Genomic DNA, 26,343 nt, shown 5'->3' with positions numbered 1-26,343 from the left:
CCACGCCACTTTCGTGACACAGTGTCGCCACTAAAATGGCATGAAAAATCACTCCCCCACAGAGCCTCAAAATCAGAAAACAATGCTGACAATAAAAAATAACCGACCCCCGTAGAGGCCGGTTATTGCAATTAAAACTACTTAAAAATCAGAGCATACATGACACACAGTCATCAACCTGAGTGCCCTGCAACGCCATCTGACGAATACGCATGTAGTACATAGTCTTAATACCCTTACGCCATGCGTAAATATAAGACTTATTCAGGTCACGAGTAGAAACCGTATCCGGGTAGAACAGCGTCAAAGACAGACCCTGATCAACGTGCTGAGTAGCTACCGCGTACGTATCAATAATCTTTTCTGGACCAATTTCGTAAGCATCCTGGTAGTATTCCAGGTTTTCGTTCGTCATGTAAGGAGCCGGGTAGTAAACTCGACCAATCTTACCTTCCTTACGAATTTCAATCTTAGAAACGATTGGGTGAATGGAAGAAGTAGAGTAGTTAATGTAAGAAATCGAACCAGTTGGTGGAATCGCCTGTAGGTTCTGATGGTACATACCGTTTTCACGTACTTCTGCCGCCAGGTCCTTCCAGTCCTGTGGAGTAGGCAAGTAAATGGTGGAACCAGCGAAGATTTCCTTCACACGGTCAGTGGTTGGCACCCATTCACCTTCGATGTACTTAGTAAAGTATTCGCCAGTGTAGTACTTAGATTCTTCGAATCCGTGGAAGCTTTCCCCACGTTCCTTAGCAATCTTAGTGGAAGCCTTAATCGCCTGGTAGGTAACCGCGTAGAAGTACATGTTAGTGAAGTCCAAGGCTTCTTCGGAGCCATAGAAAATGCGTTCGCGAGCCAAGAAGCCGTGCAGATTCATCTGCCCTAAACCAATCGCGTGGGACATGCGGTTACCACGTTCAATGGAAGGCGCAGAAGAAATGTTAGACAAATCGGATACAGCGGTTAGACCACGAATCGCAGTTTCCACAGTCAGTGCGAAGTCTGGGGAATCAACTGCCTTAGCAATATTAAGGGAACCCAGGTTACAAGAAATATCCTTACCCACGTGTGAGAAGGTGAGGTCTTCATTGTAGGTAGAGGCTTCGGAAACCTGCAGAATTTCAGAGCAGAGGTTAGACATGGTGATGCGTCCCTTAATTGGGTTTTCGCGGTTCACAGTGTCTTCAAAAACAATGTATGGGTAGCCAGATTCAAACTGGATTTCCGCAATAGTCTGGAAGAAACGGCGAGCGTTAATCTTCTTCTTGCGGATACGGCCATCCTCAACCATTTCACGGTACTTCTCAGTTACGGAAATTTCGGTAAATGGTACGCCGTAAACACGTTCTACGTCGTATGGAGAGAACAGGTACATGTCCTCATTGTTCTTCGCCAACTCAAAAGTAATGTCTGGGATAACTACACCCAGGGACAGGGACTTAATACGAATCTTTTCGTCAGCGTTTTCACGCTTCGTGTCTAAGAACTTCATGATGTCTGGGTGGTGAGCGTGCAGGTAAACTGCACCTGCACCCTGGCGGGCACCCAGCTGGTTGGCGTAAGAGAAAGCGTCTTCCAGAAGCTTCATTACTGGCACAATGCCAGAGGACTGGTTTTCAATGCGCTTAATTGGGGCGCCAGCTTCACGCAGGTTAGATAAGGATAATGCTACGCCGCCGCCACGCTTAGACAACTGCAACGCAGAGTTAATGCCACGAGCAATGGATTCCATATTGTCTTCAACACGAAGCAGGAAGCAAGAAACTAGTTCACCGCGAGCGCGTTTGCCGGCGTTGAGGAAGGTTGGGGTAGCTGGCTGGAAGCGACCGGCCAGGATTTCATCTACCAGGTATTCTGCGACTTCCTTGTTTCCGCGCGCCAGGTAGAGGGCCACCATGGAAACTCGGTCTTCGAAGCGTTCTAGGTAGCGCTTACCGTCGAAGGTTTTCAGGGTGTAGGAGGTGTAGTACTTAAAGGCTCCCAGGAAGGTTGGGAAGCGGAATTTCTTTGCGTAAGCGCGCTTGAAGAGGGACTTGATGAAATCGAAGTCGTATTGATCGAGAACTTCTTCTTCGTAGTACCCTTCGCTAACCAGGTAGTTTAGTTTTTCTTCTAGGTTATGGAAGAAAACGGTGTTCTGATTAACGTGCTGCAAGAAATACTGGCGGGCAGCTTTCTTATCGGCATCGAACTGAATCTTGCCTTCTTTGTCATATAGGTTCAGTTGGGCGTTCAGTGCGTGGTAGTCCAGATCCGGTGATGGAGCAGTTTCCAGGCCGGTATCGGTCAGATTTTCTGCCAAAATTTCCTCAGTCCTTCTTGCACTTTAGTCACGTCTTCTGGCGTGCCTAAAAGTTCGTACTTGTACATATGCGGAACTTTCAGTTTAGCCGAGATGATATCGCCGGCTAAGCAGAACGCAGTTCCGAAGTTGGTATTCCCTGATGAGATAACGCCAACACAATGATTGCGGTTGGCTTCTACGTTGAGGAATTTAATTACCTGTTTAGGGACGGCTCCTTTAGTGGTTCCGCCGCCGTAGGTGGGCGTGATGAGCACGTATGGTTCGTGCACGCGCAATTCTTCCTCTCGAGGGCGCAGAGGAATACGTTCCGCGTCGAATCCGAGTTTCTCTACGAATCGTTTGGTGTTTTCTGTTGCCGATGAGAAATAGACTACGTGTACCATGAGTGCTTCTTTGCTGGGGGGGTTACATACTTTAACGGAGTCCACGCCTAAAAGTCGTGTCCTCCGTTAAAGTAGGTGGTTCTGTTGAACCAATTAGCCGTTTACGACCATTGCTTCTGCCTGTACCAGCTGCTTAATGAGGTCTGGGCGGTAACCGGACCAGTGCTGGTCACCTGCCATGACGACTGGGGCCTGTACGTACCCCAGGCTCTTTACGAATTCCAGAGCTTCAAGGTCGAGGCTCATGTCGATTACTTCGAAGTCGAGGTTCTGCTTGGTCAGAGCTCGTTTAGTAGCGTCACACTGCACGCACATTGGCTTGCTGTAAACGATAATTGCCATCGGAGCCTTCCTTTCTGTTGTAAGACTTACCGATAGCTTCAGGTTAATCTCAGGGTCTGACATTATTTTCTGACTAAGGGTGAGTCTGCGCTTTTGAAGAAACTTACACCGTTGTGTTTATTAATTTTCTTCTCTTGTTTTCACTACCTCAATAAACACTACACCTAGTGGTTAGATTCTGCCAGTACCACAAAATGGCGTGTTTCCACGTTGATAATCTGTTTTATGTGGACGAAATTTTGTGCATCCTTGAAATAGTGCGGATGCCTCCCAGTTATTCAAGTGGATAACGCGTTTACACACCTTGTGGATTTGTGGATAAGATAACGAAAATAAATTCCCAAGCACCCCCACTCGGGCGTGTCACAATCCGCCCTCGGAAAATCACTTCGCAACGAGCCTTCGCATATGAGTTTTAACGAAAACCCCGCGACAACTCATATGCGAACGCGCGCCCCCCATGTGACAAAAGGCAGTAAACAACCAAAATAATCACATCGGAACGCGCGTTCACATATGCGGAAATAAAAACTCAGCACTCCACAACATTCACGGCCAAACCGCCCGCAGAAGTCTCCTTGTACTTAGAGTGCATATCCACACCAGTCTGACGCATCGTCTCAATCGCCGCATCCAAAGAAACCGTATGACGACCATCCCCCCACAACGCCATACGCGCCGCGTTAATAGACTTAACCGCTGCAATCGCATTACGTTCAATACAAGGAATCTGCACCAAACCGCCAATCGGATCACAAGTCAGACCCAAAGAGTGTTCCATCGCAATCTCCGCAGCATTCTCAACTTGTGCAGGAGTACCCCCCAAAGCAGATGCCAAACCCGCAGCTGCCATTGCTGAAGCCGAACCAACCTCACCCTGGCAACCCACTTCCGCACCCGCAATCGAAGCATTCGTCTTAATAATCGCGCCAATCGCCGTCGAAGCCAGTAAGAAATTCCGCACCGAACCCACAGGATCAGCCTTACCTTCGGGACAGAAATTCACCAGATAGCCAATTACCGCAGGAATAACCCCCGCCGCCCCGTTCGTAGGAGCAGTAACTACCCGGTGGCCAGCAGCGTTCTCCTCATTAACTGCCAAAGCATAAAGGTTAACGAACTCCATCGCACGCAGCGGATCATTTTCACAACCCACCCAAGCACCTGGACCACAAGGATTCTCAACTGCCTCCTCCACAGTTTCACCCTGGCGACCGCCCAACGCCTTAAACAAGCCCGCGGCACGACGAGACACCAGCAAACCACCAGGCAAAACACCCTCAGTATGGCAACCAGCTTCAATACACTCAGCCATCGTCTGGTGAATCAAATCCAGGTACGCATCCACCTCATCTTCATCCCGAGAAGCCACCTCATTAGCACGCACCAAATCAGCAATCGTTAAATCATGCTCCTTGCACAACTCCAACAGCTGATTCGCATTAGCAAACGGGTAAGGAGCCGGCTGAGTATAAGCCTCAGCCGCCGCTGGAGCAGCCAATGCCACTACATCCGGGTTAGCTGGATCAACAGAACGATCTTCCATCACGAATCCGCCACCCACAGAATAATAGGTGCGCGCAAAATCAGAGAGCTTCACTTCACCGCCCTCGGAAATAAGTGCCAAACGCGCCGTAATCGTCAAACCATTCACATGGTAAGGAAGCACCGCAAAAGGCTTAAACTGCATATCCGTCGCATGATCAAAAGCCACCTGCAACCCACCTGGGAAACACACGGTTTTTTCTTCCAAAACGCGCTCTAAAATCCCCGCCACAATCGGACCCGGCACAGTATCCGGCTGATAGCCCTCTAATCCCAGCAAAACCGCGCGGTCAGTCGAATGTCCACGCCCAGTCGCCCCCAGGGAACCAAAAAGCTCCACAGTCAGGTTGGAAATCTGCGCCACACCAGAATCCAGCTGCTGACCAAACTCATCCAAAAGAGAAGTCACAAAAGCTAAACCCGCGCGCATCGGACCCACAGTGTGCGAAGAAGACGGGCCAATACCGATACGGAACATATCAAAAACAGAAAGCGGACGAGCAACTTCCTCAGCTAAAACGTGACCGGCAATCAAACCAGCTGCCGAAGCTCCTTCAGTAGCCTCAATCAAAACTTCACTACCCGGCGTATTCACGTCCACCGCCTACCTTCCTAAAATCCGCTAATATTTCACTGATAAGTATTTACCAACCTATAGGCTCTATCCTAATCGAGGCACCCATGCATATGCTTTCCAACGCACCTCATTCCCCTACCATCGTTATCGCTACGGCTATGGAAGTAGAGGCAAAGCCATTTTTAGAAGCAATGCAGGTGAAGGAAACTTTAGAAATCGCTAACCAGGTTTTTTACCACGGGTCATGGATGGGACAAGAGATTCTGTTAGTGCAAACCGGCATTGGGTTAGTTAACGGAGCTGCCGCGGCAACTCGTGTACACCTACTGTTAGACTCACAGGTGCGTGCTTATATTTGCGCCGGCACCTGCGGTGGTTTAGCACAACAAGTGAATGTACGCGATGTGATTGTGGGTACCTCATTTGTCTACTCACGCGCAGACGCCACAGCTTTCGGCTACGAACCAGGTCAAGTCCCAGGCATGCCCGCTGTCTACCACGCTGACACTTCCTTAATCGAAGCATTACGCCTCCCAACAGAAGAAAACATAGTCAAGTCTGGGGCAATGGCTTCTTCTGACGCATTCGTAACCGCTAACAATGTTGAGGACACCCGCGAGCGTTTCCCACAGGTTTTGGGCGTAGACATGGAAAGTACTGCGGCAGCCCAGGTCTGCCACTTAGCGTCCGTACCTTTTATTAGCGTCCGCGGGGTATCTGATCTGTGTGGTCCAGCTGCCGGTCAGGATTTCCACATTGGTGCTGACGAGGCAGCGCAGGCTTCCTTCATGGCAGTTGAACGTTTAGTTGCCGGAATCTAAGTTTTTACCAACCAGGTGCAAAACAACACCTAGGGCTGTGAAAACGGCACCCGCTACCGGCGGTAAAGCGAATGTTAGGGCTGTAAAAATAAGGTCCGTCAGCATGTGTAGCCAATCCAGTCCGGGGTTACCTGAAAACAGGTAAGGAATCTGGATGGATCCAATAGTGACTAAGAATCCGCCCAGTAGGATTACTAGACCAACGATTAGCAGGTACTTTCCGAAAAGGCTAATAGTTTTCTTTAGGGTTGCTTCGCTCATTTTTCTCACCTCACTGTGAAAAGGGTTGCCTATAGAAATGGGCTACGAAGTTACCCTTACTCTACTAGCCAAGACGCCAGTTTTCTAGAGGTTTCTGCAATTAGCGCCTGCTTTTTTGAATAATCCTCCAGGTACGTGTTTAAGTTTTCGGGTTCGCTCTCTTTAAACCAGCTGTAGAGCACCTGCTCATTTACTTCCGGGTGGAACTGCACGGTTAAATAGTTTTCGCCGTAGCTTAGGGCTTGTACCCCGTTTTTGTTTTCGGCAATCACAGTTGCTTGCGCGGGTACTTTCCCTACGCGGTCGTTATGGTCTGCAAACACGTACCTGGGGTGATTGAGGATTTCTGAGAGTTCATGCGGGCGCCATTGAATCTGGATGATTGATTTTTCTGCGGGCTGCAGCGCCCCGACTTCGACGCTTCCGCCGAACGCTACGGCAGCTAGCTGGTGCCCCAAGCAGATTCCCAGAGTTTTCCCCGCGGATTCAGTTTCGCTAGTTGGTTTTGCAAGCTTGTCTTCCGCAGTTACCCATTTTTCCCGAGGGCGCCTTACTAAAAGTTCCCGTACTGCTTTCAACCACGGATATTCAGTGTCAGCGTAGGCATTCATGCTGCCGCCTAAGACCACTAAACTATCTGTAGTTTTGACTTTACTGAGGGCATTAGAAAAGCACGTACCGTCTAGTTCCCAAGCTCTAATGAGATTCACTTGGGTGCCCTCGGAAATTAAATAATCTGCCAGGTAACCCGCTGGAATATGCTCTAAATGCTGGATTATGTGAACGGTACGTGCTTGTCCCATGCAGTTAATTATGCAGCTTCTTTAAGCGCGTGGCGACGATTCAAAACCACCAGCCACAGGGAAAGTAGCGCACCCACGATGCCAACGGCAGCCATGGAAATGAAAATCAGCTTGAAGCCAGTTTCTGGAGAATCCTTGTACGCGTCTAAGATAGAGCCGTTCAAGGTGGTTGCCCAGAGAATGCAAGCGAAAGCCATGAACGAGTTAACCGACATGGCTGAACCCATGATTGAGTTAGGCAGGTTTAGTTCCGCCACGGGAGCTTGCTGAATACCTTTTGCCATCATGGTGAAGAATACGAAGACGGAAATCATTCCCAAAGCCAGGTACATGTTGCCACCCTGCTTCGTAACTGCTGCCAGTCCTAAGAGGAAGGCAGCGCCTACGGAAAGGGTGACTGCCAGGGTTTTCGCAGAGGATTTGAAAACCTTGTCGGCGACAATGCCGCCCACCAGGCCACCACCCAGACCAAGGATAATAGCGTTGATGGTGGCGTAAAGGGCAGCGGCTTCAGTGTCCATGCCGTAGACGCGAACAAAGAATGGAGTGGTGTAAACCAAGGTGGTGTAAACCCAGTAAACGGTCATGCCGGCAAAACCTGCCAGCCAGACACGTGGAATTTTCAGGGTTTTAATTAGGCCCTGCAGGGCTTCTTTGTTGCTGGTTTCAACTACTTCTGCGTCAGCAGAGACGTTACCGTCTTCCTTAGGGTCGGCTGGTACGAAACGGTTGATGAGCAGAATCATTGGAATGGTCAGCAGAGCGTAGATCATCATGCCGGTTTTGAATGCCAGCATAGAGCCGTGGAATAGGGCCATCACACCAATCATGATGCCGTTAAGGGTGGCTTCACCGCCGGCGCGGAATGCGGTGAGAGTGCCCAGGCCGAAGCCTTTGTTTTCTTTTGAGGAGAAGAGGACGACGCCTTTTACTACGGCTGGCCAGAAGATTGCGTCGAGTACGCCCCAGGTGAAGGTGATGGCCAGCATGATTGGGAAGGCTGGTTTCAGACCGATCATTACGAGGGCGGTGACGCAGCGGTAAGCGAGGCCCGCCATGAGAATGGTGCGGGCGTTGAAGCGGTTGTTTACCCAGCCGGCAGGGATGTAGAAGAATACGGCGACACCGAGCATGGTGAAGAGTAAACCGAATTGGGTGTCGGTGAGTCCGTAGTATTCTACGAGGCGTTGGTAGAAGGGGATTTTGAAGGATTCGAATGCTGAGTAGACAATCTGTCCTGAGAATACGACTGTCAGGAATGCGGCTACCTGTTCGCGGCTGTGGAAGCCGTTGCGCTTAAAGAAGCCCATGGAAACTCCTTTGTTACCTGTGTAGTGGGAAGATTTACGTTCTTTGACGTGAATATCGCCTTATAGTTTAACTTTTCTTCCACACTGTCAGATTAATTTTGCAAACGCCTGAGCAAACGTGCAGTTTTAAGTTTTTAACTTTGGCGGGTGTTTGCGCCAAAAGATTACTGCCCGGCAGGACACATCGTCACAGGGTAAACAAAAAACCTCAGAACCGAACTTCTGAGGTTTTCACCTTGTGCGCGAGGGGGGAGTCGAACCCCCATGCCCGCAAGGGCACACGGACCTGAACCGTGCGCGTCTACCTATTCCGCCACCCGCGCAAGACTTATTTAGTTTATCTGGAAAAAATGCGTTATGCAAATTAGGATTCGACTTACCTAAGGTAGACTTAATTAGTAGACCAGATTTTATTGATTTTAAGCGTTTTCGAAAGGAGTCTTGATGAGTTTTCTGCGTCGGTTCGAAGCCGCTGTTGAAAAGGGAGTTCAGGGGACTTTCGCGAAAGTTTTTCGTAGCAGCCTAAAACCTGTAGATATCACCTCTGCAGTACGTAAGGCTATGGAACAAGACGTCCAAGAATTCTCACGCGATCACGTAGTGGCACCAAACCACTTCACTGTACGAGTTTCTAATACGGACTTTAAGAGCTTACAGGAAATTGGATTAGACGTTTTAAGCGCTGAAATTGAAGCTACTGCTACTCGCTATGCAGCTGAAAATGACTATTCTTTATTAGGGCCAGTTTCAGTTGATTTTGAACTGGGGGCAGATGAGCTAACTGGGCATCTAGAGGTAGATACACAGTTAGAACGAGGTGCCGTAGCACCCGCCACTAGTCAGGTAGCTTCCGAATATCATCCAATTATCGATATCGATGGGCAACGTTGGTTATTAACTGAACCAGTCACTGTTATTGGTCGAGGAACCGATGCAGACATCACTATCGCTGATGCGGGCATTTCTCGTAAACACCTGGAACTCCGCAAAACTCCTGATGGGGTAATTGCCACCGATTTAGGCTCCACTAACGGTCTTTACGTTGAGGGTCATAAGGTCGATGCCGCTACTTTAGTAGATGGTAATCAACTGGTAATTGGTCGCACCCGGATTCTCTTCTGGACTTCCGAATCAGAGTAATTTCAGATTTGCCTGATAATTTAGATGTAATCGATTTTTCAAGGACTTTAATAATGGCTTCAGATCTTGCGTTCACGGTTTTCCGTTTCGCCTACCTGTTTTTACTCTGGGCTGTAGTCCTTGGTGCCATTTGGGTTCTGCAACGCGATATTTTCGGAACAGTGGTCACCCCACGCGGTAAAGTCCGTGAGCGCCGTGACGTACAAAAACAAAAACGAGCTTCTCGCCGTCTTGCTAAACATCAACCAACGATGACGAAACTGTTGATTACCAGTGGCCCGCTGATTGGGACTTCGATTGAGTTAGTTAATAATGAAGTTGTGATTGGACGCTCCCCTGCATCTACTTTGGTTTTAGATGATTCCTACGCTTCTTCTCGCCATGCTCGAATTTTCAAAGATGGCGATTACTGGTTTATTGAGGATTTGGGTTCCACTAACGGCACTTACGTTGATGATGAACGAATCAGCGGAGTTCAGCCTTTTGCGGTTAATCAGATTTTGCGTATCGGGCAGTCTACTTTCGAGTTGGTGAATCAATGACTGTAGATTTCAGTTTTGCGGCTCGCTCTGATGTGGGTTTGCTACGTAAAAGTAACCAGGATTCCGGCTACGCGGGTCCTAACTTGCTGGTTTTAGCTGATGGTGTAGGTGGTTCCGCAGGAGGCGATTTAGCTTCTTCGATTGTGGTTGGCCACTTAGCTGCTTTAGATACGATTACGCATCCGGCTGAAGATATGTTGTCTTTGTTGCGTAAGGCTTTGTCTGATACGCGGACGGAGTTACTGGAACGCGCAGCGGCGGATCCGAAGCTAGCTGGAATGGGCACTACTTGTATTGCTTTGATGCGTTCTGGTAATAAATTGGCAATGGTTCACGTGGGTGATTCGCGAGCTTATCTGCTTCGTGATGGAGTTTTAACGCAGGTTACTACTGACCATTCTTTTGTGCAGTATTTAGTAGATACTGGTCAGATTACTGAGGAAGAAGCTGAGCATCACGCACAACGTAACGTGGTTTTGCGAGTACTTTCTTCAACAGATATTGACGGTACTCCAGATGAATCTGTGCGTGAGGCAATTCCGGGGGATCGTTGGCTACTGTGTTCTGATGGTTTATCTGGCGTGGTTTCTGCGGATACGATTTCAACTATGCTGCAGGAGTTTAAGGATCCAGGCGAGTGCGCTGACGTGCTGGTTGAGTTAGCTTTACGTGGGGGCGGGCCGGATAACATCACGGTAGTGGTTGCTGACGTGGTGCCGGATGGTTCTTTGGTGGAGCAGACTCCGCAGATTGTGGGCGCAGTGGCAGTTGATAGGAAGCGCCCTACGCGAGGTTCTGATGGGGCAGCTGGCAAGGCTGCGTCGGTTGCGAATCCACAGGCTGTTACCACGGAGTTTTTCGAGGGCGATTTAACTGATCCGCCTGTGCCCAAACGTACGTGGCTGACCCCGTTTATTCTTTTTTTGCTTACCGCAATGCTTGGTTTAGGTGCTTGGGCTGGTTATGCTTGGTCTCAACAGCAGTACTATGCGTTACTTAAAGACAATAAGATCGTTATTTATCAGGGGATTCCACAGTCTATTGGTCCTTTAGAGCTATCTCACCCGATTGAGATTTCTAAGGTGGATCCGAATTTGTTACGCCCGGTTGAGCGTGATCGTTTGAAGGAGCCGGTACGTCGTAGCTCGCGGGAGGCTATTAATTCTTACTTGCAGACTTTGTTGAGCCACCAGACTTATACTAAGTTGCCAGCAGATGATAATAAGTCTACTGACCCGCAGGAGCCTATTCCTGCTAAGCCTGATTCCTCTAATACTGGGGGTAATTGATGGCGACTGTAACGGTATCTGCAGGGCGTTCTAAGCCTTTCTTTGATTATTTACTGCTTGTAGCTGCTTTAGCTTTAGGTGTGGGCGGTTATGTTATTACCTCTATTAACCGTACTGGTACGGTACCTCCTAATATTGGGGTTCATATTGCAATTCTGCTGGTTTTAGGTGTGGTTGCTGAGGTTGGTGTACATTATTTTGCTCCGCACGCTGACCCTGTTATTTTGCCTTTAGCTGTGGGATTAACAGGGATTGGCTTAGCGATGATTTACCGTTTAGACCAGTCTTATGCGATTACGGGTGAGCTTCAGACTGGAGTTAAGCAGTTAATCATGGTGGGGATTGGCCTGGTAGCTGCCGCAGTGATTTTGATTGCGGTGCGTGATCATCGGGTTTTACGTAAGTTTACGTTCACCGCCATGTTTATTTCTTTGGTGCTATTACTGCTACCTTTTGTCCCGGGTTTAGGCAAGGCAAATTATGGGGCACAGATTTGGATTAGTATCGGTTCTTTTTCTTTGCAACCAGCTGAGTTTGTGAAACTCACTCTTGCGATTTTCTTTGCTGGGTACTTGGTTACTAACCGTGATTCTTTAGCTGTGGGTGGCCCAAAGCTTTGGGGTATTCGTTTACCTCGTTTACGTGACTTGGGCCCAATATCTGTTGTTTGGGTAGTTTCTGTAGCTATTTTGGTAATGCAACGTGACTTGGGTACGTCTTTGCTTTACTTCGGTTTATTTGTGGCTATGATTTACGTGGCGACTAACCGAACTTCTTGGATTGTGCTGGGGGGTTTACTTTTCATTCCAACTGCAGTGATTGCTGCTAAGCTGTTTTCTCACGTGGGTCGACGGGTAACTATTTGGCTGAATGCTTTTGACCCTGAGATTTATGATGCGGTGGGTGGTTCTCACCAGGTTGTCCAGGGTCAGTTCGGCATGGCTTCAGGGGGTCTTTTCGGCACTGGGTGGGGTTTGGGTTATCCAAATCTGGTTCCTTTCGCTCAGTCTGACTTCATTTTGGCTTCTTTAGCCGAAGAACTTGGTTTAACTGGTTTAATGGCTATTTTGATGATGTACCTAGTGTTGATTGAGCGCGGTTTCCGCACGGCAATTGGTGTCCGTGATGGTTTCGGTAAGCTCTTAGCAGTTGGTATTAGTTTCTCTTTAGCTTTACAGCTGTTCGTCGTTTTAGGTGGTATCACACGTTTAATTCCACTGACTGGTTTGACTGCGCCTTTCTTAGCGCAGGGCGGTTCGTCAATGGTCTCTTCTTGGATTGCGATTGCTTTACTGTTGCGTATTTCAGATGCTGCTCGCCGCCCTACCGCGGTGAATATGTTGGATTCTGTCCCAACTGGTTCGGGTAAGGTTTCTGTCCGCACGGCTGGGGGTGTTGCATGAACCCTCAGATTCGTCGTCTTTTCTTACTATCATTCTCTATGGTTATTTCTCTGCTGTTGGCTTCCACATACCTGCAGTTTTGGGTCGCACCAGAGTTGAATGCTGACGGACGTAATACGCGTGCTTTCTTACATGCTGCGGAACAAGATCGTGGTCCGATTATTGTGGGCGGTGAAGCTATTGCAGAATCTGTGCAGGTTCCAGATTCTCGTCGTTTTGAACGTAACTACCCGCAGGGTCGCCTCTATGCAACTGTAACCGGTTGGTTCTCTGCGTCCTTAAATAGTGCTACTCGTTTAGAGTCTGCTTCTAGTCAGGTTTTAACGGGCGAGTCTCCTTCCCTGTGGACGCAACGGATTGGTAACTTACTTACCGGTAAACAGCGTCAAGGTGGCGGTATTGAACTTACTTTAGTTCCCGCAGTGCAGGAAGCTGCCGCACAGGCTCTGCTGGGTCAAAAGGGCGCTGTTGTGGCTTTAAACCCGAAGACTGGGGAAATTCTGGCATTGTATTCTTCTCCTACTTATGATCCAAATAGCTTATCTATGTTGGATGCGGAAGTAGCTTTACAGAATGCTAAGCATTTAGAAAATGACCCGGATAGACCTTTAAATAATCGTGCTTTAGATGGTGGTTCTTATGCTCCCGGCTCTGTATTTAAGATTGTTACTACGGCGGCGATGCTTGAAAACGGGGTAAAACCTGATACTCGTTTGAATGGTCCAGCTGATATTCAACTACCGGGTTCTACTACGCGAGTTCCAAACTTCTCTGGAACTGTATGTGGTGCTGGTAATCCTACGTTAGCTGAGGCTTTTGCGATTTCTTGTAATACTCCGTTTATTGACCAGACTTTGCAGATGCAGCCTGACCAGTTGCAGGATAAAGCAAAGGCGTTTGGTTTCGGTCAGTCTTTTGATATTCCACTTTTTGCTTCTGAATCTAATTTCCCTGCTACTGCTGACCCTGCGCAGCTGGGGTTGGCTTCTATTGGTCAGGGTCAGGTAACGGCTTCCCCTTTGCAGATGGCTATGGTGGGCGCAGCGGTCGCTAATGACGGGGTTTTAATGAAGCCTTATTTAATTCGCTCCATTTTGAGTGCTGACTTAGTGCCGGTTGAGCAAACTTCTCCGGAGGTTTTTTCTAATCCGATTTCTGCTGAAACGGCGTCAGCGTTGAAGGGCTTGATGATTAATACTGTTAACCAACCTTTTGGAACTGGGAATGGCTTGTCGCTACCGAATGTGCAGGTTGCTGCTAAGACGGGTACTGCTGAGACGGGTGTAGAGGGCTTTTCTAACGGTTGGATTACTGCTTTTGCTCCGGCTGATAACCCACAAATTGTTGTGGCTGTTTTAGTTGAGGGTGATACTGAGAAACCGATTCGGTACGGTTCTGTTGATGGCGCTCCGATTGCAAGGCGGGTCATTGAAGCAGCATTGGCGGGTGGTCAGAAGTGACAACTAATCATGCTGGTAAGGTGATTGGCGGGCGTTATACTCTGATTGGCCAGTTGGCTACTGGGGGTATGGGAGAGGTTTGGTCTGCTCGTGACCAGGTTACTGCCCGTAAGGTAGCTGTTAAGGTTTTGAAGTCTGAGTTGGCGGGCCAAGAGGCATTTTTAACGCGTCTGCGAATTGAAGCTCAAAATGCGATGCAAATTAACCATCCAAATTTAGCTGCGGTGTTGGATCATGGTGAGCTTAATGGCGTGGGTTGGATTGTGATGGAGTTGGTTACGGGCCGTCCTTTCAACGAGTATTTAACAGGTGGGCATCGCATTCCGGTCTCTGAGTTGATTCCAGTATTGATTCAGACTGCGCAGGCTTTGCAGGCAGCGAAGCTTAAGGATGTGGTGCACCGCGATATTAAGCCTTCGAATATTTTGATTACTTCCGAGGGCGTGGTGAAGCTAACTGATTTTGGTATTTCGACTACTCCTAATCAGGTGGCTTTAACTGATGTGGGCATGGTGATGGGGACAGCTCAGTATTTGTCTCCTGAGCAGGCGATGGGTGAGTCTGCTACGCATTTGTCTGACTTGTATTCTTTGGGCGTAATTGCTTATGAGGCGTTGGCTGGTAGGCGTCCGTTTACAGGGAAAACTCAGGTGGACATTGCATTTGCGCATGTTAATGAGCCGGTTCCTGATTTACCTGCGGATATTCCTACACAGTTGCGGCGGATTGTTTTAAAGATGTTGCGTAAGAATCCGAAGGATCGTCCGGCGGATTGTGGCGTGGTGATTAAGGATTTGACGAAGCTGGCGAAATCTTTGGGAGTTTCGGTAGCGCCTCGTCCTCTTACGCTTCCTTCCGAGGGCGCTGAGCGGCAACGTACCGGTAGGTTAGCTACTCGCCGTGGTCAGGAGGTTCCGGGTCGCCGCCGGAAGTTGCCTACTCGTCCTGGTACTTCTGTGGGGACGTCCACGAATAATACGCCCGAAACTAGAGCTATGCGGACTCGTCGTACTCATTCTGCTCGACAGAATCCTGAGTTAAGGTACTTGTTTAGCCCGTATGGTCCAATTTATGGGAAGCGGGCAAAAACTAGGTCTGAGGGGCCGTGGCGCCATAGTGCGGTTGAGCCAAGCATGTCCGTATGGGAGATGTTGGGGTTAACTTTCGCGGTGTTCTTGATTTGTTTTACCCTACTTTTTGCTTATGCGAAGTTCCAGTCGCTTGCGGCGGGTTCTTTCCAACCGATTTTTGAAGCATTCGGGTTATTGGACCCGGCTTCACAGAATTTGTCCGTTTCTTTGGATAACACCCCTTCGGAGGTTCAAAAATGGTAAGTTCACAGCCTACTCTGCTGGGTGGACGCTATGAGGTGCGCACGCTGATTGGGCGTGGTGGCATGGCTCAGGTTCATCTGGGGTTTGATACTCGCCTTTCACGGATTGTGGCGATTAAGATGCTGCGCACGGACTTAGCTCAGGATGCTATTTTCCAAACGCGTTTCCGGCGTGAGGCGCAGGCTGCTGCTTCTTTGAACCACCCGAATATTGTGGCAGTGTATGACACTAGTGAAGAAAACCTGCAGTTGCCGGATGGTTCTGTAGTTTCAGTGCCTTACATTGTGATGGAGTACGTGGAGGGACACACTGTCCGTGACTTGTTGGTGGGTGGAACTCCGGTACCGATTGATGAGGCAGTAGAGATTATTTCTGGTGTGCTTTCTGCTTTGGAATATTCTCATACGCAGGGTTTTGTTCATCGTGATATTAAGCCGGGTAACATTATGTTGACTAATACCGGCAAGGTTAAGGTTATGGACTTCGGTATTGCCCGCGCCATGGCTGATTCGCAGGCAACGATGACGCAGACTAATGCCGTGGTCGGTACGGCTCAGTATTTGTCTCCCGAGCAGGCTCGTGCAGAGGTTGTAGATGCGCGTTCTGATCTTTATTCCACTGGTTGTGTATTGTTTGAGTTGCTGACTGGACGCCCTCCTTTTAAGGGTGATTCTGCGGTGGCTGTGGCTTATCAGCATGTTTCTGAGATGCCACCGACCCCGTCGTCGGTAACGCATGATATTCCTGATGCGATTGACCGGGTAGTTTTAAAGTCTTTGGCTAAGAATAAGCAGGATCGTTATTCTTCGGCGGCGCAAATGCGTCTGGATTTGGAACGAGCTTTAGCTGGTTCTGCGATTGCAGCTCCAAGCGTGGCTTCTTGGGAGGCTTCTACCGTAACGCTGGCAGCTATGCAACCGACTCAGACTTTGATAGCTGCGAATGCGAGTGTTTCTGATACCGCTACTGACTTACCAGCGGTACCTGGTAAACGTGTTGGTGCAGAAAAGAAGAAGTCTAATCTGTGGCTGTGGCTGACCCTTGCGTTTGTGACTATAGTTTTGGCTGGTGTGGGGTTGTGGTGGGCTTTAGGTAGCTCTGCTGCGAATAAGCCTACTGAGGAGCTAGTGGAAGTTCCTGCTGGCATTATTAATGTTGATTTCGCTGACGCTCGGCGGGCTTTAGCTAAGGCTGGTTTGGAAGGCGTGCAGGGTGAGAAGGTTGCCAGTGATGATGTTGAAGAGGGGAAGGTAATTTCTGCCGATCCTGAACCGGGCACTAAGGTTAAGAAGAAATCTAAGGTACATTTGCAGATTTCTAGTGGCCCGGCTTCCCTGGTGGTTCCGAACATTAAGGGTATGAGCCAAGACCAGGCACGCGAAGTGCTTAAGTCCGTAGGTTTGAAGATTGGTGAAGTTGATCGTTTGGACGAGTTGGGCGAACCAAAGGATCGTATTTTGAAGTCTGATCCTGAAATTGGTGCAACGGTCACTAAGGGTAGTTCCATTAACATTTTCATTGCTTCTGGTAACGTCCAGGTTCCTGGCGACCTTGTTGGTAAGTCACTTGAAGAGGTCCGCGGCACTTTGGAGGCTTTGGATTTGAAAGTAGTTGAAAGGCAGGTTGAGACTAATGATCAGCCTGTCGGAACGGTTTTAGCAGTTAGCCCTCAGGGGGTTTTACCTACGCGCACTTCAGTAACGGTAGATGTGGCTGTAGCTAAACCTGAGCCTGCTCCTGCACCTGAAAAGGATAATACTAATCCTGATAGGTCAGAAAATCCTGTTGATGCCCCCGCTGACCCAGATAAAACCAAACCTGGTAACTAGGCCGGTTAGTTAGAAAGAAGCGCCCTCGGGAAAATTCCCGAGGGCGCTTTTTAAAACTTTATTTTCAGCGCCAACGTAAGGTCATGGCAAAACCAATTAGCATTAGCCCCATACCTACTGCCATGTTCCAGTGGCCGATGCCTGGAATTGGGTACTGTGCGCCGGACATGTAGTAAACCACCATTACCAGCAGACCTAAGCAAAGCAAGGTTACGAATACTGGTGCCCACCAGGATGGAGATAGTGGAATCTCATCAACCCATGATGGAGTGATGTCAGTATCTGCATGTACCTCGCGGTGGTTCTTCTTACGTTTTTTAGAAACAGGCACTTAAATTACCTTTCTATACTAAGGATTTTCAGTGTTCCACTTGAAACCCATCAGCTTACAATCAATACTTAATTTTAGGGTATCAGTAAAACTCTAATCTATGGAGAGGTGGCTCTAAGAGTGAGCAATCACAAACGTGAAACTGGTTTTAATCTGCGGTCTGCGGTGATCCAGTTCAGCGTTTTGTGTGCCAGTGGCTTGCTCTTTGTAACTACTGCGAATTCTAATACTGCTTCCCAGCCCGGTCGCCATGATGTTGATTTACCAACTTTAGTGCGCCATAAGGAAGGCGAAATCGACGTTTTAGCTAAAGAAGTTTCTGATTATGAGGAAGAAGTTAAACAGCTAACTGCAGAAACTAATCGACTAAATAATGGGTTGGTTTTAAATCCGCCGGTGGGTTTTCAAGGTCCGGGGATTAGCGTTGCTTTATCTGATGCGCCTTATACTGAGTCTTTACCGCAGGGGGCTTCTGCCGATGACTTGGTGATTCACCAGGGAGATATTGAGTCTGTTTTTAACGCTATGTGGGCGGGTGGCGCTGAGGTTGTCGGGATTCAAGGGATTGAAGTTAAGCCTGATACTATGGTGCGTTGCGTTGGCAACGTCATTAACATTAATGGCGAGTTGCATTCTCCTCCGTTTGTGATTACGGCGATTGGGAACCCGCAAAAACTGTTAAATTCTTTGGATAAAGATGATTCTATTAGAGTTTTCCAACAATATGTGAATAGATATCATTTAGGTTTCCAAGTCCAAGAGTCTTCGGATATTGTTATTAAGAGATTTAAAACGAAAACTGATTATGACTTCGTGAAAGTGTTAAATAATGACTCCACGCCACGCTGATACCGGTCGTCGCACCGGTGGCAGACATAAGAAAAAGAAACCGCCGTTGTTCGCCCAGTTTATCGGTGTGATTGGGGAAATTCTGATTACGATTTCCTTGATTTTGGGCTTATTTGTTTTCTGGCAGATTGTGTGGACTTCCTGGGAAGTTAGCGCGGTTGCAGATAAGGCGATTGCGGAGTTTGAGAAGGATGCTAAACCTTTGCCTCGGGTTGGTAATAAGTTAAAGATTGGTGAGCCTCGTACTGATGCGCCACCGGTTAGCGAAAAGGGTGTTTACGGCGAAAATCTGGGCACTTTGTATGTTCCTTCCTGGAATAAGGAGATTCCGATTGCCGAGGGTACTGGCTTAGATATTATTAACGCTGCAAAGGCGGGTCACTATTCGGATACTCAGCAGTTGGGCGATTTGGGTAACTTTGCTGTGGCTGCGCACCGTTTGTCTTATGGTAATGCTTTCCAGAATGTGCATAAGTTAAAGAAGGGTGACCGCGTAGTTGCGGCTACGAAGGATAACTTCTTGGTCTATGAGGTGGATAGTTGGGAGATTGTGAATCCAACTGATGTTGAGGTTTTAGAGCCGGTGCCTTGGAAGTTGGGTGAGCAGCCTACGGAGCGTTTGCTGACGTTAACGACTTGTGATCCTATTTGGGGTAATACGCATCGTTATATTGTGTACACCAAGTTTGTTCACTGGGTTCCTCGTGAGAGTGGTATCCCGAAGGAACTTTCCAACATGATTAAGGAATGATTGAGAATGTACGGTTGGATTTTTCGACACTTGCCAGGACCAACTTGGTTTAAAGTTATTGAGTCTATTGTTTTGATTGGTTTAGTAGCTTACGCGTTGCTGACTTGGGGTTTTCCTTGGGCGCAGGATTATTTTGGTTTGAGTGAATCAACTGTTTCCTAGGGCGGTGTTTAAAGCTACTTATTTTATTTTGAGCACTGGTTTGCCCATGTAGGTGGGTAGTGCTGGTTTAGCTTAGCGTATAGGGTTGGGGCGCACGAATGAAGATTCGTGCGCCCCAACCTTTTTGATTTTATTTGTTATGGTGCGTGAGAGGACTTGCAGTTGGCTTTTGCGTGTTCTGCGGCGCTTCCTGCGTCCCACCCGTAGCTCTTACGGTATTCGAAGGTGTCACCACCGCAGTCTTCGCCGTACCAGACAATGTCCACGTCAACGGTCGGAGCTGAGGCAGGCTTGTCGGTTTTTTCTTTCTCTTCCTTTTCCTTCTCAGCTTTTTCTTTTTCTTCTTTTTCCTTCTCAGGATCGGTGGTTTGCAGTGGTTTCACGTAACTTGCTAAGGCTTTTTCAATCTGTCCGGCAGTATCGTTAGCTGAGGTGATTAACGCGCTGTCAGCTTCTATTTTTGTGAGGCGTTCTTCTAACTTACTAATGTCGTCGGTTTTTTGTGAGTATTCAGCAATCTTTCCCTCAATTTGGGTGATTACCGCCTGCGCTTGGGCAACCAGTTTTTTACCGAATTCTGAAGTGGCGAAGGCTTCCATATGTTTGCCACGTTCTAATGCGCCAGCAATAGTGATTTTAGCGGCTCGTAATTGTTCGAGTTTTTTGTCTACGGTTAGGTCTAGAGTTCGTACTTGGTAGTCCTGGAGGGACTGTTCTAAGTTGGTGATTGCGTTGTCGAGTTCTTTAATGCCTATGGTATTGGATTCGATGAGAGCTTTTAATTGACGATGATCTTCGGTAGTTTTACAGGCTGGAATTTCAGTCTCATATTTACTGATGGCTGCTTGTACTTCTTCTACGCCGTGTTTTCCGGTGCTGAAAGTGGTGAATCCAGCAGCGTGTTTGGTTTCTTCCAAGCCCGCAATGAAAGTTTCTGCGGTTTCTTTAGAGTTCGCAAACTCTGTGTTGAGGGATTCTAGTTCTTTGGTGAGGGATCCGCAGTCTTCTCTATTTTCAGCGGTGGCGTAGTAGTAGCCGATTCCCCCGGTGATGAGAACCAGGATAACTGCGATGCCGGTAGCTATTAGGGCCCGCGCTTCGGCAGTTAGAGTCTTTAACCAGTTCACAGCTCTGCTTTCGTTGATGTTAAACGTCGTAGTTTCTGAAATTTATTTTACTGGTAGTTAGCGGTAAATGGTCAAAATTTTCAGTTTCGCCATTTGTCCTCACTACTCCCCACTCCTGTGGATAAGTGTAAATAACTTTTCCCCGTATACAGCCATTCTGTGAATTATCCACAGGTTTTCCCACAATTTGAGGAAACTACATCCATGTAGTTTTCCCCAAGCTGTGGACAGGAATGTGTATAACTGTGGATATACAGTTTCCTTCACAGGTATGTTTTTGGACAATTCTTCATACGATAAGTCGAATGAATACAAAAATCCCACCACTTAAACGCACGAAAAAGCGCCTACCTTAACTCAAAGTTAAGCTAGGCGCCCTCGGGAAAATAAAAACTAAATCCCCGCAACCAGCAGCCAATAAACCGCAGTAATCGCTGCCACTAGCAAAATAAAAGTCACCGCCACCACCAAATGCGTGCGACGCGAAACTTCCGACGCTAACCAGCCGGGCCGAGGCAAAGCAAAACGCAACAATGCTAAGGACATTAACGCTCCCACGATCATGCCGCCCAAATGCCCTTGCCACGACACATTAGAAATAGTGAACCCTAAAGCCAAATTAACAGCCAGCAAAATACCCATAGCACGCGCATCCATGCCACTTTTTCGCTGCACCACATAAACCGCTGCGAATAAGCCGAAAATTGCCCCTGAAGCACCCACCGTCACATGGTAAAAGGAATCTAACGAAACCATTGCCCATAGCAAAACTGCCAAAGAACCACCCAAACCAGATGCTACATACAGCGCTAAATAACGATAAGTACCCAGTACTCTCTCTAAGGAATTTCCCACTAAATACAGTGAATACATGTTCAAAGCTAAATGAATCAAACCACCATGTACCAGCATGACCGTGAGGAAACGCCACGGCTCCTTATAACCTAAAATCGGGTTAAAGAACAAGAAGTTTCCCACCGCTGGAATCAACATAGCTAATAGTGACGTTGCCACCGTAATAGCGATAATTACGTTAGTGACAGAGTAACCTAACTTTGCAAAAACCTTATTTTTAGCAGTTTTTACGGCTGCCGCTGGCTGAGGCGCCTGGGTTTTACCACCACTGTAAATCTTCAGTGGTTTACTGACTTCTCCCGCACATTCAGCGCAGATAGTAGATACTTCCGTGGGAATAGTACAGCTTAAACAAGTGTCACGTTGGCAGCGTTTACATTTGGAAATCGCCTGCTCTCGTGGGTGACGATAGCAGGCGATCCATTCGTAGTTTTCTTGACGCTGCCCAAATACAGGCTGGTCGCTCAAATTTTAGTCCTCAATCTCCACGGACAACATAGCTACGTCTTCCAGTGGACGGTCATTTGCGCCGGTACGCACATTAGCGATTTCATCGACAACACGCTTAGAGTCTTCATCGATTACCTTACCGAAGATGGTATGGTTGCCGTTCAGCCATGGGGTGGCTGCCACAGTAATAAAGAACTGAGAGCCGTTGGTGCCCTTGCCCATGCGCTTACCAGCATTTGCCATGGCCAGCAGGTATGGTTCGTCAAACTTCAGCTCTGGGTGGATTTCATCGTCAAAGTTGTATCCTGGACCACCGATACCTAAGCCCAGTGGGTCGCCACCTTGAATCATGAAGCCTGGGATAACACGGTGGAAAATAACGCCGTCATAGAGTGGTTCGTTCATGGTTTCACCGGTTGCAGGGTGAACCCATTCCCGGTTTCCACGAGCTAGATCAACGAAGTTCTTTACAGTTACTGGTGCATGTTCTGGGAATAGCTCCAGGCGAATTACGCCGAGCGTGGTTTCAATAGTAGCTTTCATGCTCCTAATTCTTACATAGTTTCGCTATTTAGGCAGTTTTTGTCAGGGTTTTCCCTGAATTGTGTGGAATTTTAGCCAGTTATACTGCAGATTATGGCTTTTCCAGGCAAAATAGAAAGGGATAGATACTTTTCTGCAAGCGTACTTTTCCGAGGGCGTTTTGCAGAACTAAGGGAAGGAAAGAAAATGGCTGTTGACAAAGACAAGTTGCAGCGCGATCTGGATGCTCTGGGTGAAGCTGCAATGCGTCGCGGTGAAGAACTAGCTGTTAAAGCTACTCAGTTAGCAGAGCAGGGTCTGGAATGGGCTACTCCAAGGGCACAGAAGCTTTACGAAGATGGTGTAGCTCTGGCTGCTCCAAAGATTGAAGAAGCTGCCATTAAGGTACGTCCTTACCTCGATAACGTACATGACAAGGTAGTGGAAGATTATTTGCCACGTATCGAAGAAGCTGCCCGTGAAGCACAGCGTGCACTGGCTGAAGAAGGTTCTTTAACTGAACGTGTTTCTAAGGCTACTGAAGTAGCTACTGAAACCCTCACTACCGCTGTTCCTAAGAAGCGTCGTTTCCGCGCTGGTCGCGTAGCTCTGTGGACTTTGGGTGGCGCTGCGGTTGCTGGTGCTGGTTACCTGGCTTGGCGCCGTTCCCAGCCAATCGATGATCCTTGGGCAGAAGAATACTGGGCTGATTTAGATACAGATGCTGACTTTGAAGAATTCGAAGTTGAAGAAGCTGAAGTTCCAGTAGAGGAAATGGAAGCTTTGGAAGCTGAAGAAGACGAAGAAAAGTAATTTTTCTGTAATTATTTTCAGTGTGGTTGGTATGGTTTGGAACTATACCAACCACACTTATTTTGGAGGGTTTATGTCTAACTTTAAGCGTCATTTAGCACTAAGTTTATCTACTTTACTATTAGCTGCGTCTCTTGCAGCCTGTTCTCCTTCTGCTCCAAATGCCGAAACTTTCGAACCTGATCAAAACATCGTGAAAATAGGAGAAGCAGCAGACGGACCTCACGCTGCTAAAGATCGTAAATTAGCTAAACGTGTAGTCTCTGAGAATGCAACTGGCACAGTTTCCATTGTTGAAATTGATTTCGGAAATACATCCGTCGGTGATTTTTCTGCACCTGCACGTGGTTTACTCGTCGCACCTAAAAACTTTGACGGTAAATCCCCCTTAGTTGTACTAAGCCATCTGCGTGCTCCTAACTGTTCTGAAAATACTTTCGCTTATCCCTGCCCCGCTAAAACCACTGAGTATCGTTTTGATCGTGGTATGACGTATTTTGCTGAAACACTTGCAGAAACCGGCTACACCGTAATCATTCCCGACCTGGGTGGAGTTTATATTGGTTGGGATATTAAAGCTCCGTATGATCAACATGAAATGTGGAAGGATATAGTCTCTAAATTTGTTTCTAACTTAAAATCTGATGTAGCTGGGCAGACAAATACCTTTGGTCTGAAAACTCTTCCTACTCCAGATTTATCTAATGTTGGTCTATTCTTACATTCTCGTTCCGGTGCTGCAGTAATACCTGCAGCAGAAGTGTTCGGCAAAGGTAATATAAAGGGAATTTTTGCTTATGGCCCTTCATATGACACTCAAGAATTAGAAAACATCTCACCCGCTCCACAAGATATTCCTTATTTAGCTGTAGTAGGTGAAAGTGATGCAGATGTCGGCCCATCAGCAAACCTGTGGATTAGCCATTATCTACCGCAGAAACGAAAACACACTATTTCCGTAGTAGCAGTTCCAGGTTTTGGCCATATGTTAATCAACCAGGAAGCTGAAAAATATCAGATTGACGACCGCATTGGGTGTGATGAAGCTGATTGCCCTGATGCTACTGCACATCAAAAACTCGTCAAAGAAATCGGTTTAGAATGGTTTAATGCAACTCTACGTGGTAAAGAAACCAACCTTCCCTTAGATAAAGTTGAAGCTCTGCCTGACTCTGTTGCTGGTTTACCAGCACGTTGGCTAGCCGCTACGCCGAATGCTTTGCGCAGTCTCTCCCCCACAGATTTCAAGCCTGCTAAAGACGGTTCTGCAACTATTTGTGTGCACACTGACCCAATGAACCCTAATAAGCCTGAAAATGCTTGTCCTATGCCGGAGCTCGGCATTGTTTTGGGTCTTACGGAAGTTAATTATTTCACTGAAGCAGTTGCTGAGACCTCCGTTAAAGGCGCACACGGAATGGCTCTACATGTCTCTCCTACTGGTAGCTATGGGGATGCGGGCACCGGCTTAGATATCACGCTGACTTTGGACAATGGTAAAGAAGAAAAACTACGTGTTTCACCACAGCATCCGGCGTTAATAAATCGAGAAACCGACACGGATAACGGAACCTACCAGTTAGGAACTATTCGCTTAACTTTACCTGCTTCAGTTACTGACGCAACAATCACGCGAATTCACTTAAAAACCGATAACCATCCAGTACAGTTACGCACAGTAGATTTCTTCTAAATTAGGAAGAAACTACTGTTAAGCTAACAAAACAGTTTGTACTGTAGACACATAATGGGTGAGGTAGCTATAACTGCTACCCCACCCATTTAAGTTCAACGAACCGCCCTCGGAAAATACTTCCCTTGTAAACGCTTCTATTTCAGACCAACAACGCGTTAAAAACTTCTGAGGTAGCTGGGTGAGTATAAATCCCCTCCCCAACTTCTGTGGCTGTGATCTGATGCTTTATAGCTAATGCCACCATGTTAATGAGTTCCTGCGAATCCACACAAAATAGTGTTGCACCCAAAATTTGATCTGTATCCGCATCCACAATAAACTTAGCTAACCCCTCAGCTTTTCCAAGAATTTTTGGTCTCGGCAAGATAGGAATATCAACAATATTTGCTTTACGCACAGAAATATTATGCTTTTGTGCAGCTTCTTCTTCTGCCATACCAACAGTTGCTAGTGGGGGATCAATGAAAGTACAAGTCGGAATCACCCGATTTGCAGTAGTACGCTCCTGTTTTCCCCAACGATGATCCATTACGACGCGGTGGTCATCAAACGAAATATAAGTAAACTGAGGACCACCGTTCACATCACCACAAGCATAAATACCAGGAACATTCGTCTCACAATACTCATTCACTGTGATGCCGCGTTCAGTATATTCAATACCTGCTTTTTCTAACTCTAAATCAGCTATCGCAGGGCGCCGACCAGTCGCCATAAGCACAACTTCTTCTTTAAGTTTCGCAGCATCAGCGACACGTTGGTCAATAAATTTTATTCCCTGCGATTCCAAATGTGTACGCACAGACTCAGCAATATCTAAGTCAAAACGCGGAAGCAAACGACCTTCACCCTTGTAAACGGTTACTTTAGTTCCAAACTGATTAAACATCGTAGCGAACTCTAATCCAATCGGCCCAGCCCCAACGATTGCAAGTGAAGCAGGGGTGGATTCAAGCTGCTGAATTGAAGTGGAATCATGGATTTTACCTGTCACTTCAATCCCTGACGTAGCACCCGTATTAATAATGATTGTATCTGCCGTAATTTCCACAAACTCACCAACAACAACGGTTTTCTGCTCTTTAAAACGCGCTGATCCGGTAATTACTAAAGCTCCTTTACCCTCAACTAGGTTTTTATTAGCTGCGTTTAGTTTTGCAATAAATGCATTTCGGCCCGCTTTTGCATCCACAAATGGCAGGTTTTTAGCACTTTGAGTAAGTAGGTACTTGGTTGGTACACATCCGATATTTATACAAGTACCACCAAACATCATTGGGTCACTCTCTACTACCGCTACTCTGTCGCCAGCAACAGCACGCTTCATTGCAATAGTTTTTCCTGCTTTACCAAATCCTATAACAAGTAAATCAAGCTTTAACTTTTCCATGTATTTTCCTTTTGTGACAATAAAAATCGCTCACGTTATCACGTGAGCGG

Annotated in this window: 25 protein-coding genes and 1 tRNA gene; 13 read left to right on the top strand and 13 right to left on the bottom strand. The window is 47.5% G+C overall.

The features are described 5' to 3' along the window. Positions 1-148 precede the first annotated feature (148 nt). The 4 genes from nrdE to HMPREF0044_RS05180 all read right to left on the bottom strand — a co-directional run bounded on the left by nrdE (position 149) and on the right by HMPREF0044_RS05180 (position 5,179). Complete coding sequence (gene nrdE, locus HMPREF0044_RS05195; protein ID WP_006547071.1) at positions 149-2,305, bottom strand: class 1b ribonucleoside-diphosphate reductase subunit alpha; 2,157 nt, start codon at positions 2,303-2,305, stop codon at positions 149-151. Beyond that, complete coding sequence (gene nrdI, locus HMPREF0044_RS05190; RefSeq protein WP_006547070.1) at positions 2,290-2,691, bottom strand: class Ib ribonucleoside-diphosphate reductase assembly flavoprotein NrdI; 402 nt, start codon at positions 2,689-2,691, stop codon at positions 2,290-2,292. The genes nrdE and nrdI overlap by 16 nt, the downstream gene beginning before the upstream one ends. Before the next feature lie 93 nt (positions 2,692-2,784). After that, positions 2,785-3,033, bottom strand: coding sequence for a glutaredoxin-like protein NrdH (nrdH, locus tag HMPREF0044_RS05185; protein WP_040313039.1), 249 nt, complete (start codon positions 3,031-3,033; stop codon positions 2,785-2,787). A 532-nt stretch (positions 3,034-3,565) separates the two neighbouring features. After that, positions 3,566-5,179, bottom strand: a complete 1,614-nt coding sequence (locus tag HMPREF0044_RS05180) for an L-serine ammonia-lyase (RefSeq protein WP_006547068.1) — start codon at positions 5,177-5,179, stop codon at positions 3,566-3,568. An 80-nt stretch (positions 5,180-5,259) separates the two neighbouring features. Between HMPREF0044_RS05180 and mtnN the strand changes: the two genes are divergently transcribed. After that, entirely contained in the window at positions 5,260-5,976 is a 717-nt protein-coding gene (gene mtnN, locus HMPREF0044_RS05175; RefSeq protein ID WP_006547067.1) for a 5'-methylthioadenosine/S-adenosylhomocysteine nucleosidase, read from the top strand. On the opposite strand, the gene HMPREF0044_RS05170 is transcribed toward mtnN, so the two are convergent. The 4 genes from HMPREF0044_RS05170 to HMPREF0044_RS05155 form a co-directional block, all read right to left on the bottom strand. Continuing rightward, positions 5,959-6,237, bottom strand: coding sequence for a hypothetical protein (locus HMPREF0044_RS05170; RefSeq protein WP_006547066.1), 279 nt, complete (start codon positions 6,235-6,237; stop codon positions 5,959-5,961). The two genes, mtnN and HMPREF0044_RS05170, sit on opposite strands and share 18 nt — an antisense overlap. Before the next feature lie 56 nt (positions 6,238-6,293). Beyond that, positions 6,294-7,040: a type 1 glutamine amidotransferase gene (locus HMPREF0044_RS07895; protein ID WP_006547065.1), complete on the bottom strand. Its 747-nt coding sequence runs from the start codon at positions 7,038-7,040 to the stop codon at positions 6,294-6,296. Positions 7,041-7,048: 8 nt separating this feature from the next. Beyond that, positions 7,049-8,350, bottom strand: coding sequence for an MFS transporter (locus HMPREF0044_RS05160; RefSeq protein WP_006547064.1), 1,302 nt, complete (start codon positions 8,348-8,350; stop codon positions 7,049-7,051). Between the two features lie 239 nt (positions 8,351-8,589). Beyond that, positions 8,590-8,673, bottom strand: a tRNA-Leu gene (locus HMPREF0044_RS05155). Positions 8,674-8,794: 121 nt separating this feature from the next. On the opposite strand from HMPREF0044_RS05155, the gene HMPREF0044_RS05150 reads away from it, so the two are divergent. From HMPREF0044_RS05150 to pknB, 7 genes are read left to right on the top strand one after another with little or no spacing between them, the layout of a single operon-like run. Then, positions 8,795-9,490 carry an FHA domain-containing protein gene (locus tag HMPREF0044_RS05150; protein ID WP_006547063.1) on the top strand — a complete coding sequence of 232 codons (696 nt, stop codon included), beginning with the start codon at positions 8,795-8,797 and terminating at the stop codon, positions 9,488-9,490. Between the two features lie 53 nt (positions 9,491-9,543). Then, positions 9,544-10,032 carry an FHA domain-containing protein FhaB/FipA gene (locus HMPREF0044_RS05145; RefSeq protein WP_006547062.1) on the top strand — a complete coding sequence of 163 codons (489 nt, stop codon included), beginning with the start codon at positions 9,544-9,546 and terminating at the stop codon, positions 10,030-10,032. After that, positions 10,029-11,321, top strand: a complete 1,293-nt coding sequence (locus tag HMPREF0044_RS05140; RefSeq protein WP_006547061.1) for a PP2C family protein-serine/threonine phosphatase — start codon at positions 10,029-10,031, stop codon at positions 11,319-11,321. Before HMPREF0044_RS05145 ends, HMPREF0044_RS05140 begins: the two co-directional genes overlap by 4 nt. Next, positions 11,321-12,724: an FtsW/RodA/SpoVE family cell cycle protein gene (locus HMPREF0044_RS05135; RefSeq protein ID WP_006547060.1), complete on the top strand. Its 1,404-nt coding sequence runs from the start codon at positions 11,321-11,323 to the stop codon at positions 12,722-12,724. The genes HMPREF0044_RS05140 and HMPREF0044_RS05135 overlap by 1 nt, the downstream gene beginning before the upstream one ends. Further along, complete coding sequence (locus HMPREF0044_RS05130; protein WP_006547059.1) at positions 12,721-14,184, top strand: peptidoglycan D,D-transpeptidase FtsI family protein; 1,464 nt, start codon at positions 12,721-12,723, stop codon at positions 14,182-14,184. Before HMPREF0044_RS05135 ends, HMPREF0044_RS05130 begins: the two co-directional genes overlap by 4 nt. Continuing rightward, complete coding sequence (locus HMPREF0044_RS05125; protein WP_006547058.1) at positions 14,181-15,518, top strand: serine/threonine-protein kinase; 1,338 nt, start codon at positions 14,181-14,183, stop codon at positions 15,516-15,518. Before HMPREF0044_RS05130 ends, HMPREF0044_RS05125 begins: the two co-directional genes overlap by 4 nt. Further along, positions 15,512-17,347 carry a Stk1 family PASTA domain-containing Ser/Thr kinase gene (gene pknB / locus HMPREF0044_RS05120; protein WP_006547057.1) on the top strand — a complete coding sequence of 612 codons (1,836 nt, stop codon included), beginning with the start codon at positions 15,512-15,514 and terminating at the stop codon, positions 17,345-17,347. Before HMPREF0044_RS05125 ends, pknB begins: the two co-directional genes overlap by 7 nt. Positions 17,348-17,411: 64 nt before the next feature. Here the strand turns inward: pknB and HMPREF0044_RS05115 are convergent, their stop codons facing one another. Next, positions 17,412-17,678 (bottom strand): cell division protein CrgA, encoded by a 267-nt coding sequence (locus HMPREF0044_RS05115; protein ID WP_006547056.1) that lies wholly within the window; start codon positions 17,676-17,678, stop codon positions 17,412-17,414. Positions 17,679-17,798: 120 nt separating this feature from the next. Between HMPREF0044_RS05115 and HMPREF0044_RS05110 the strand changes: the two genes are divergently transcribed. Genes HMPREF0044_RS05110 through HMPREF0044_RS08230 form a run of 3 tightly spaced genes read left to right on the top strand, consistent with a single transcriptional unit; the run spans position 17,799 to position 19,440 of the window. Next, on the top strand, positions 17,799-18,527 hold the full coding sequence (locus HMPREF0044_RS05110; protein ID WP_050754363.1) for a DUF881 domain-containing protein: 729 nt from the start codon (positions 17,799-17,801) through the stop codon (positions 18,525-18,527). Further along, positions 18,508-19,278, top strand: a complete 771-nt coding sequence (locus HMPREF0044_RS05105) for a class E sortase (protein ID WP_006547054.1) — start codon at positions 18,508-18,510, stop codon at positions 19,276-19,278. Before HMPREF0044_RS05110 ends, HMPREF0044_RS05105 begins: the two co-directional genes overlap by 20 nt. Positions 19,279-19,284: 6 nt before the next feature. Then, complete coding sequence (locus HMPREF0044_RS08230; RefSeq protein WP_006547053.1) at positions 19,285-19,440, top strand: hypothetical protein; 156 nt, start codon at positions 19,285-19,287, stop codon at positions 19,438-19,440. Positions 19,441-19,577: 137 nt separating this feature from the next. Here the strand turns inward: HMPREF0044_RS08230 and HMPREF0044_RS05095 are convergent, their stop codons facing one another. The 3 genes from HMPREF0044_RS05095 to HMPREF0044_RS05085 form a co-directional block, all read right to left on the bottom strand. Beyond that, entirely contained in the window at positions 19,578-20,567 is a 990-nt protein-coding gene (locus HMPREF0044_RS05095) for a hypothetical protein (protein WP_006547052.1), read from the bottom strand. Between the two features lie 393 nt (positions 20,568-20,960). Then, positions 20,961-21,890, bottom strand: coding sequence for a rhomboid family intramembrane serine protease (locus HMPREF0044_RS05090; protein WP_006547051.1), 930 nt, complete (start codon positions 21,888-21,890; stop codon positions 20,961-20,963). A gap of 3 nt (positions 21,891-21,893) precedes the next feature. Continuing rightward, positions 21,894-22,415 (bottom strand): peptidylprolyl isomerase, encoded by a 522-nt coding sequence (locus HMPREF0044_RS05085; RefSeq protein ID WP_006547050.1) that lies wholly within the window; start codon positions 22,413-22,415, stop codon positions 21,894-21,896. 186 nt (positions 22,416-22,601) lie between these two features. Between HMPREF0044_RS05085 and HMPREF0044_RS05080 the strand changes: the two genes are divergently transcribed. Continuing rightward, entirely contained in the window at positions 22,602-23,207 is a 606-nt protein-coding gene (locus HMPREF0044_RS05080; RefSeq protein WP_040313038.1) for a hypothetical protein, read from the top strand. A gap of 73 nt (positions 23,208-23,280) precedes the next feature. Beyond that, positions 23,281-24,900: a dienelactone hydrolase family protein gene (locus tag HMPREF0044_RS05075; protein WP_040313037.1), complete on the top strand. Its 1,620-nt coding sequence runs from the start codon at positions 23,281-23,283 to the stop codon at positions 24,898-24,900. A gap of 142 nt (positions 24,901-25,042) precedes the next feature. Here the strand turns inward: HMPREF0044_RS05075 and HMPREF0044_RS05070 are convergent, their stop codons facing one another. Next, positions 25,043-26,293 carry an FAD-dependent oxidoreductase gene (locus HMPREF0044_RS05070; RefSeq protein ID WP_006547047.1) on the bottom strand — a complete coding sequence of 417 codons (1,251 nt, stop codon included), beginning with the start codon at positions 26,291-26,293 and terminating at the stop codon, positions 25,043-25,045. Positions 26,294-26,343: the final 50 nt, after the last annotated feature.

The sequence above is a fragment of the Gleimia coleocanis DSM 15436 genome (assembly GCF_000159015.1).
GTDB classification, from domain to species: Bacteria; Actinomycetota; Actinomycetes; order Actinomycetales; family Actinomycetaceae; genus Gleimia; species Gleimia coleocanis.
Note: the sequence above shows the minus strand (reverse complement) of the source record. Positions and strands in the feature narration are given on the sequence as shown.

Excerpts from the sequence above, each read along its gene's own strand:
- nrdI (WP_006547070.1), bottom strand. The coding sequence starts at position 2,691 with ATGGTACACGTAGTCTATTTCTCATCGGCAACAGAAAACACCAAACGA.
- nrdH (WP_040313039.1), bottom strand. The coding sequence starts at position 3,033 with ATGGCAATTATCGTTTACAGCAAGCCAATGTGCGTGCAGTGTGACGCT.
- mtnN (WP_006547067.1), top strand. The coding sequence starts at position 5,260 with ATGCATATGCTTTCCAACGCACCTCATTCCCCTACCATCGTTATCGCT.
- HMPREF0044_RS05170 (WP_006547066.1), bottom strand. The coding sequence starts at position 6,237 with ATGAGCGAAGCAACCCTAAAGAAAACTATTAGCCTTTTCGGAAAGTAC.
- HMPREF0044_RS07895 (WP_006547065.1), bottom strand. The coding sequence starts at position 7,040 with ATGGGACAAGCACGTACCGTTCACATAATCCAGCATTTAGAGCATATT.
- HMPREF0044_RS05160 (WP_006547064.1), bottom strand. The coding sequence starts at position 8,350 with ATGGGCTTCTTTAAGCGCAACGGCTTCCACAGCCGCGAACAGGTAGCC.
- HMPREF0044_RS05150 (WP_006547063.1), top strand. The coding sequence starts at position 8,795 with ATGAGTTTTCTGCGTCGGTTCGAAGCCGCTGTTGAAAAGGGAGTTCAG.
- HMPREF0044_RS05145 (WP_006547062.1), top strand. The coding sequence starts at position 9,544 with ATGGCTTCAGATCTTGCGTTCACGGTTTTCCGTTTCGCCTACCTGTTT.
- HMPREF0044_RS05140 (WP_006547061.1), top strand. The coding sequence starts at position 10,029 with ATGACTGTAGATTTCAGTTTTGCGGCTCGCTCTGATGTGGGTTTGCTA.
- HMPREF0044_RS05135 (WP_006547060.1), top strand. The coding sequence starts at position 11,321 with ATGGCGACTGTAACGGTATCTGCAGGGCGTTCTAAGCCTTTCTTTGAT.
- HMPREF0044_RS05130 (WP_006547059.1), top strand. The coding sequence starts at position 12,721 with ATGAACCCTCAGATTCGTCGTCTTTTCTTACTATCATTCTCTATGGTT.
- pknB (WP_006547057.1), top strand. The coding sequence starts at position 15,512 with ATGGTAAGTTCACAGCCTACTCTGCTGGGTGGACGCTATGAGGTGCGC.
- HMPREF0044_RS05105 (WP_006547054.1), top strand. The coding sequence starts at position 18,508 with ATGACTCCACGCCACGCTGATACCGGTCGTCGCACCGGTGGCAGACAT.
- HMPREF0044_RS08230 (WP_006547053.1), top strand. The coding sequence starts at position 19,285 with ATGTACGGTTGGATTTTTCGACACTTGCCAGGACCAACTTGGTTTAAA.
- HMPREF0044_RS05085 (WP_006547050.1), bottom strand. The coding sequence starts at position 22,415 with ATGAAAGCTACTATTGAAACCACGCTCGGCGTAATTCGCCTGGAGCTA.
- HMPREF0044_RS05080 (WP_040313038.1), top strand. The coding sequence starts at position 22,602 with ATGGCTGTTGACAAAGACAAGTTGCAGCGCGATCTGGATGCTCTGGGT.
- HMPREF0044_RS05075 (WP_040313037.1), top strand. The coding sequence starts at position 23,281 with ATGTCTAACTTTAAGCGTCATTTAGCACTAAGTTTATCTACTTTACTA.
- HMPREF0044_RS05070 (WP_006547047.1), bottom strand. The coding sequence starts at position 26,293 with ATGGAAAAGTTAAAGCTTGATTTACTTGTTATAGGATTTGGTAAAGCA.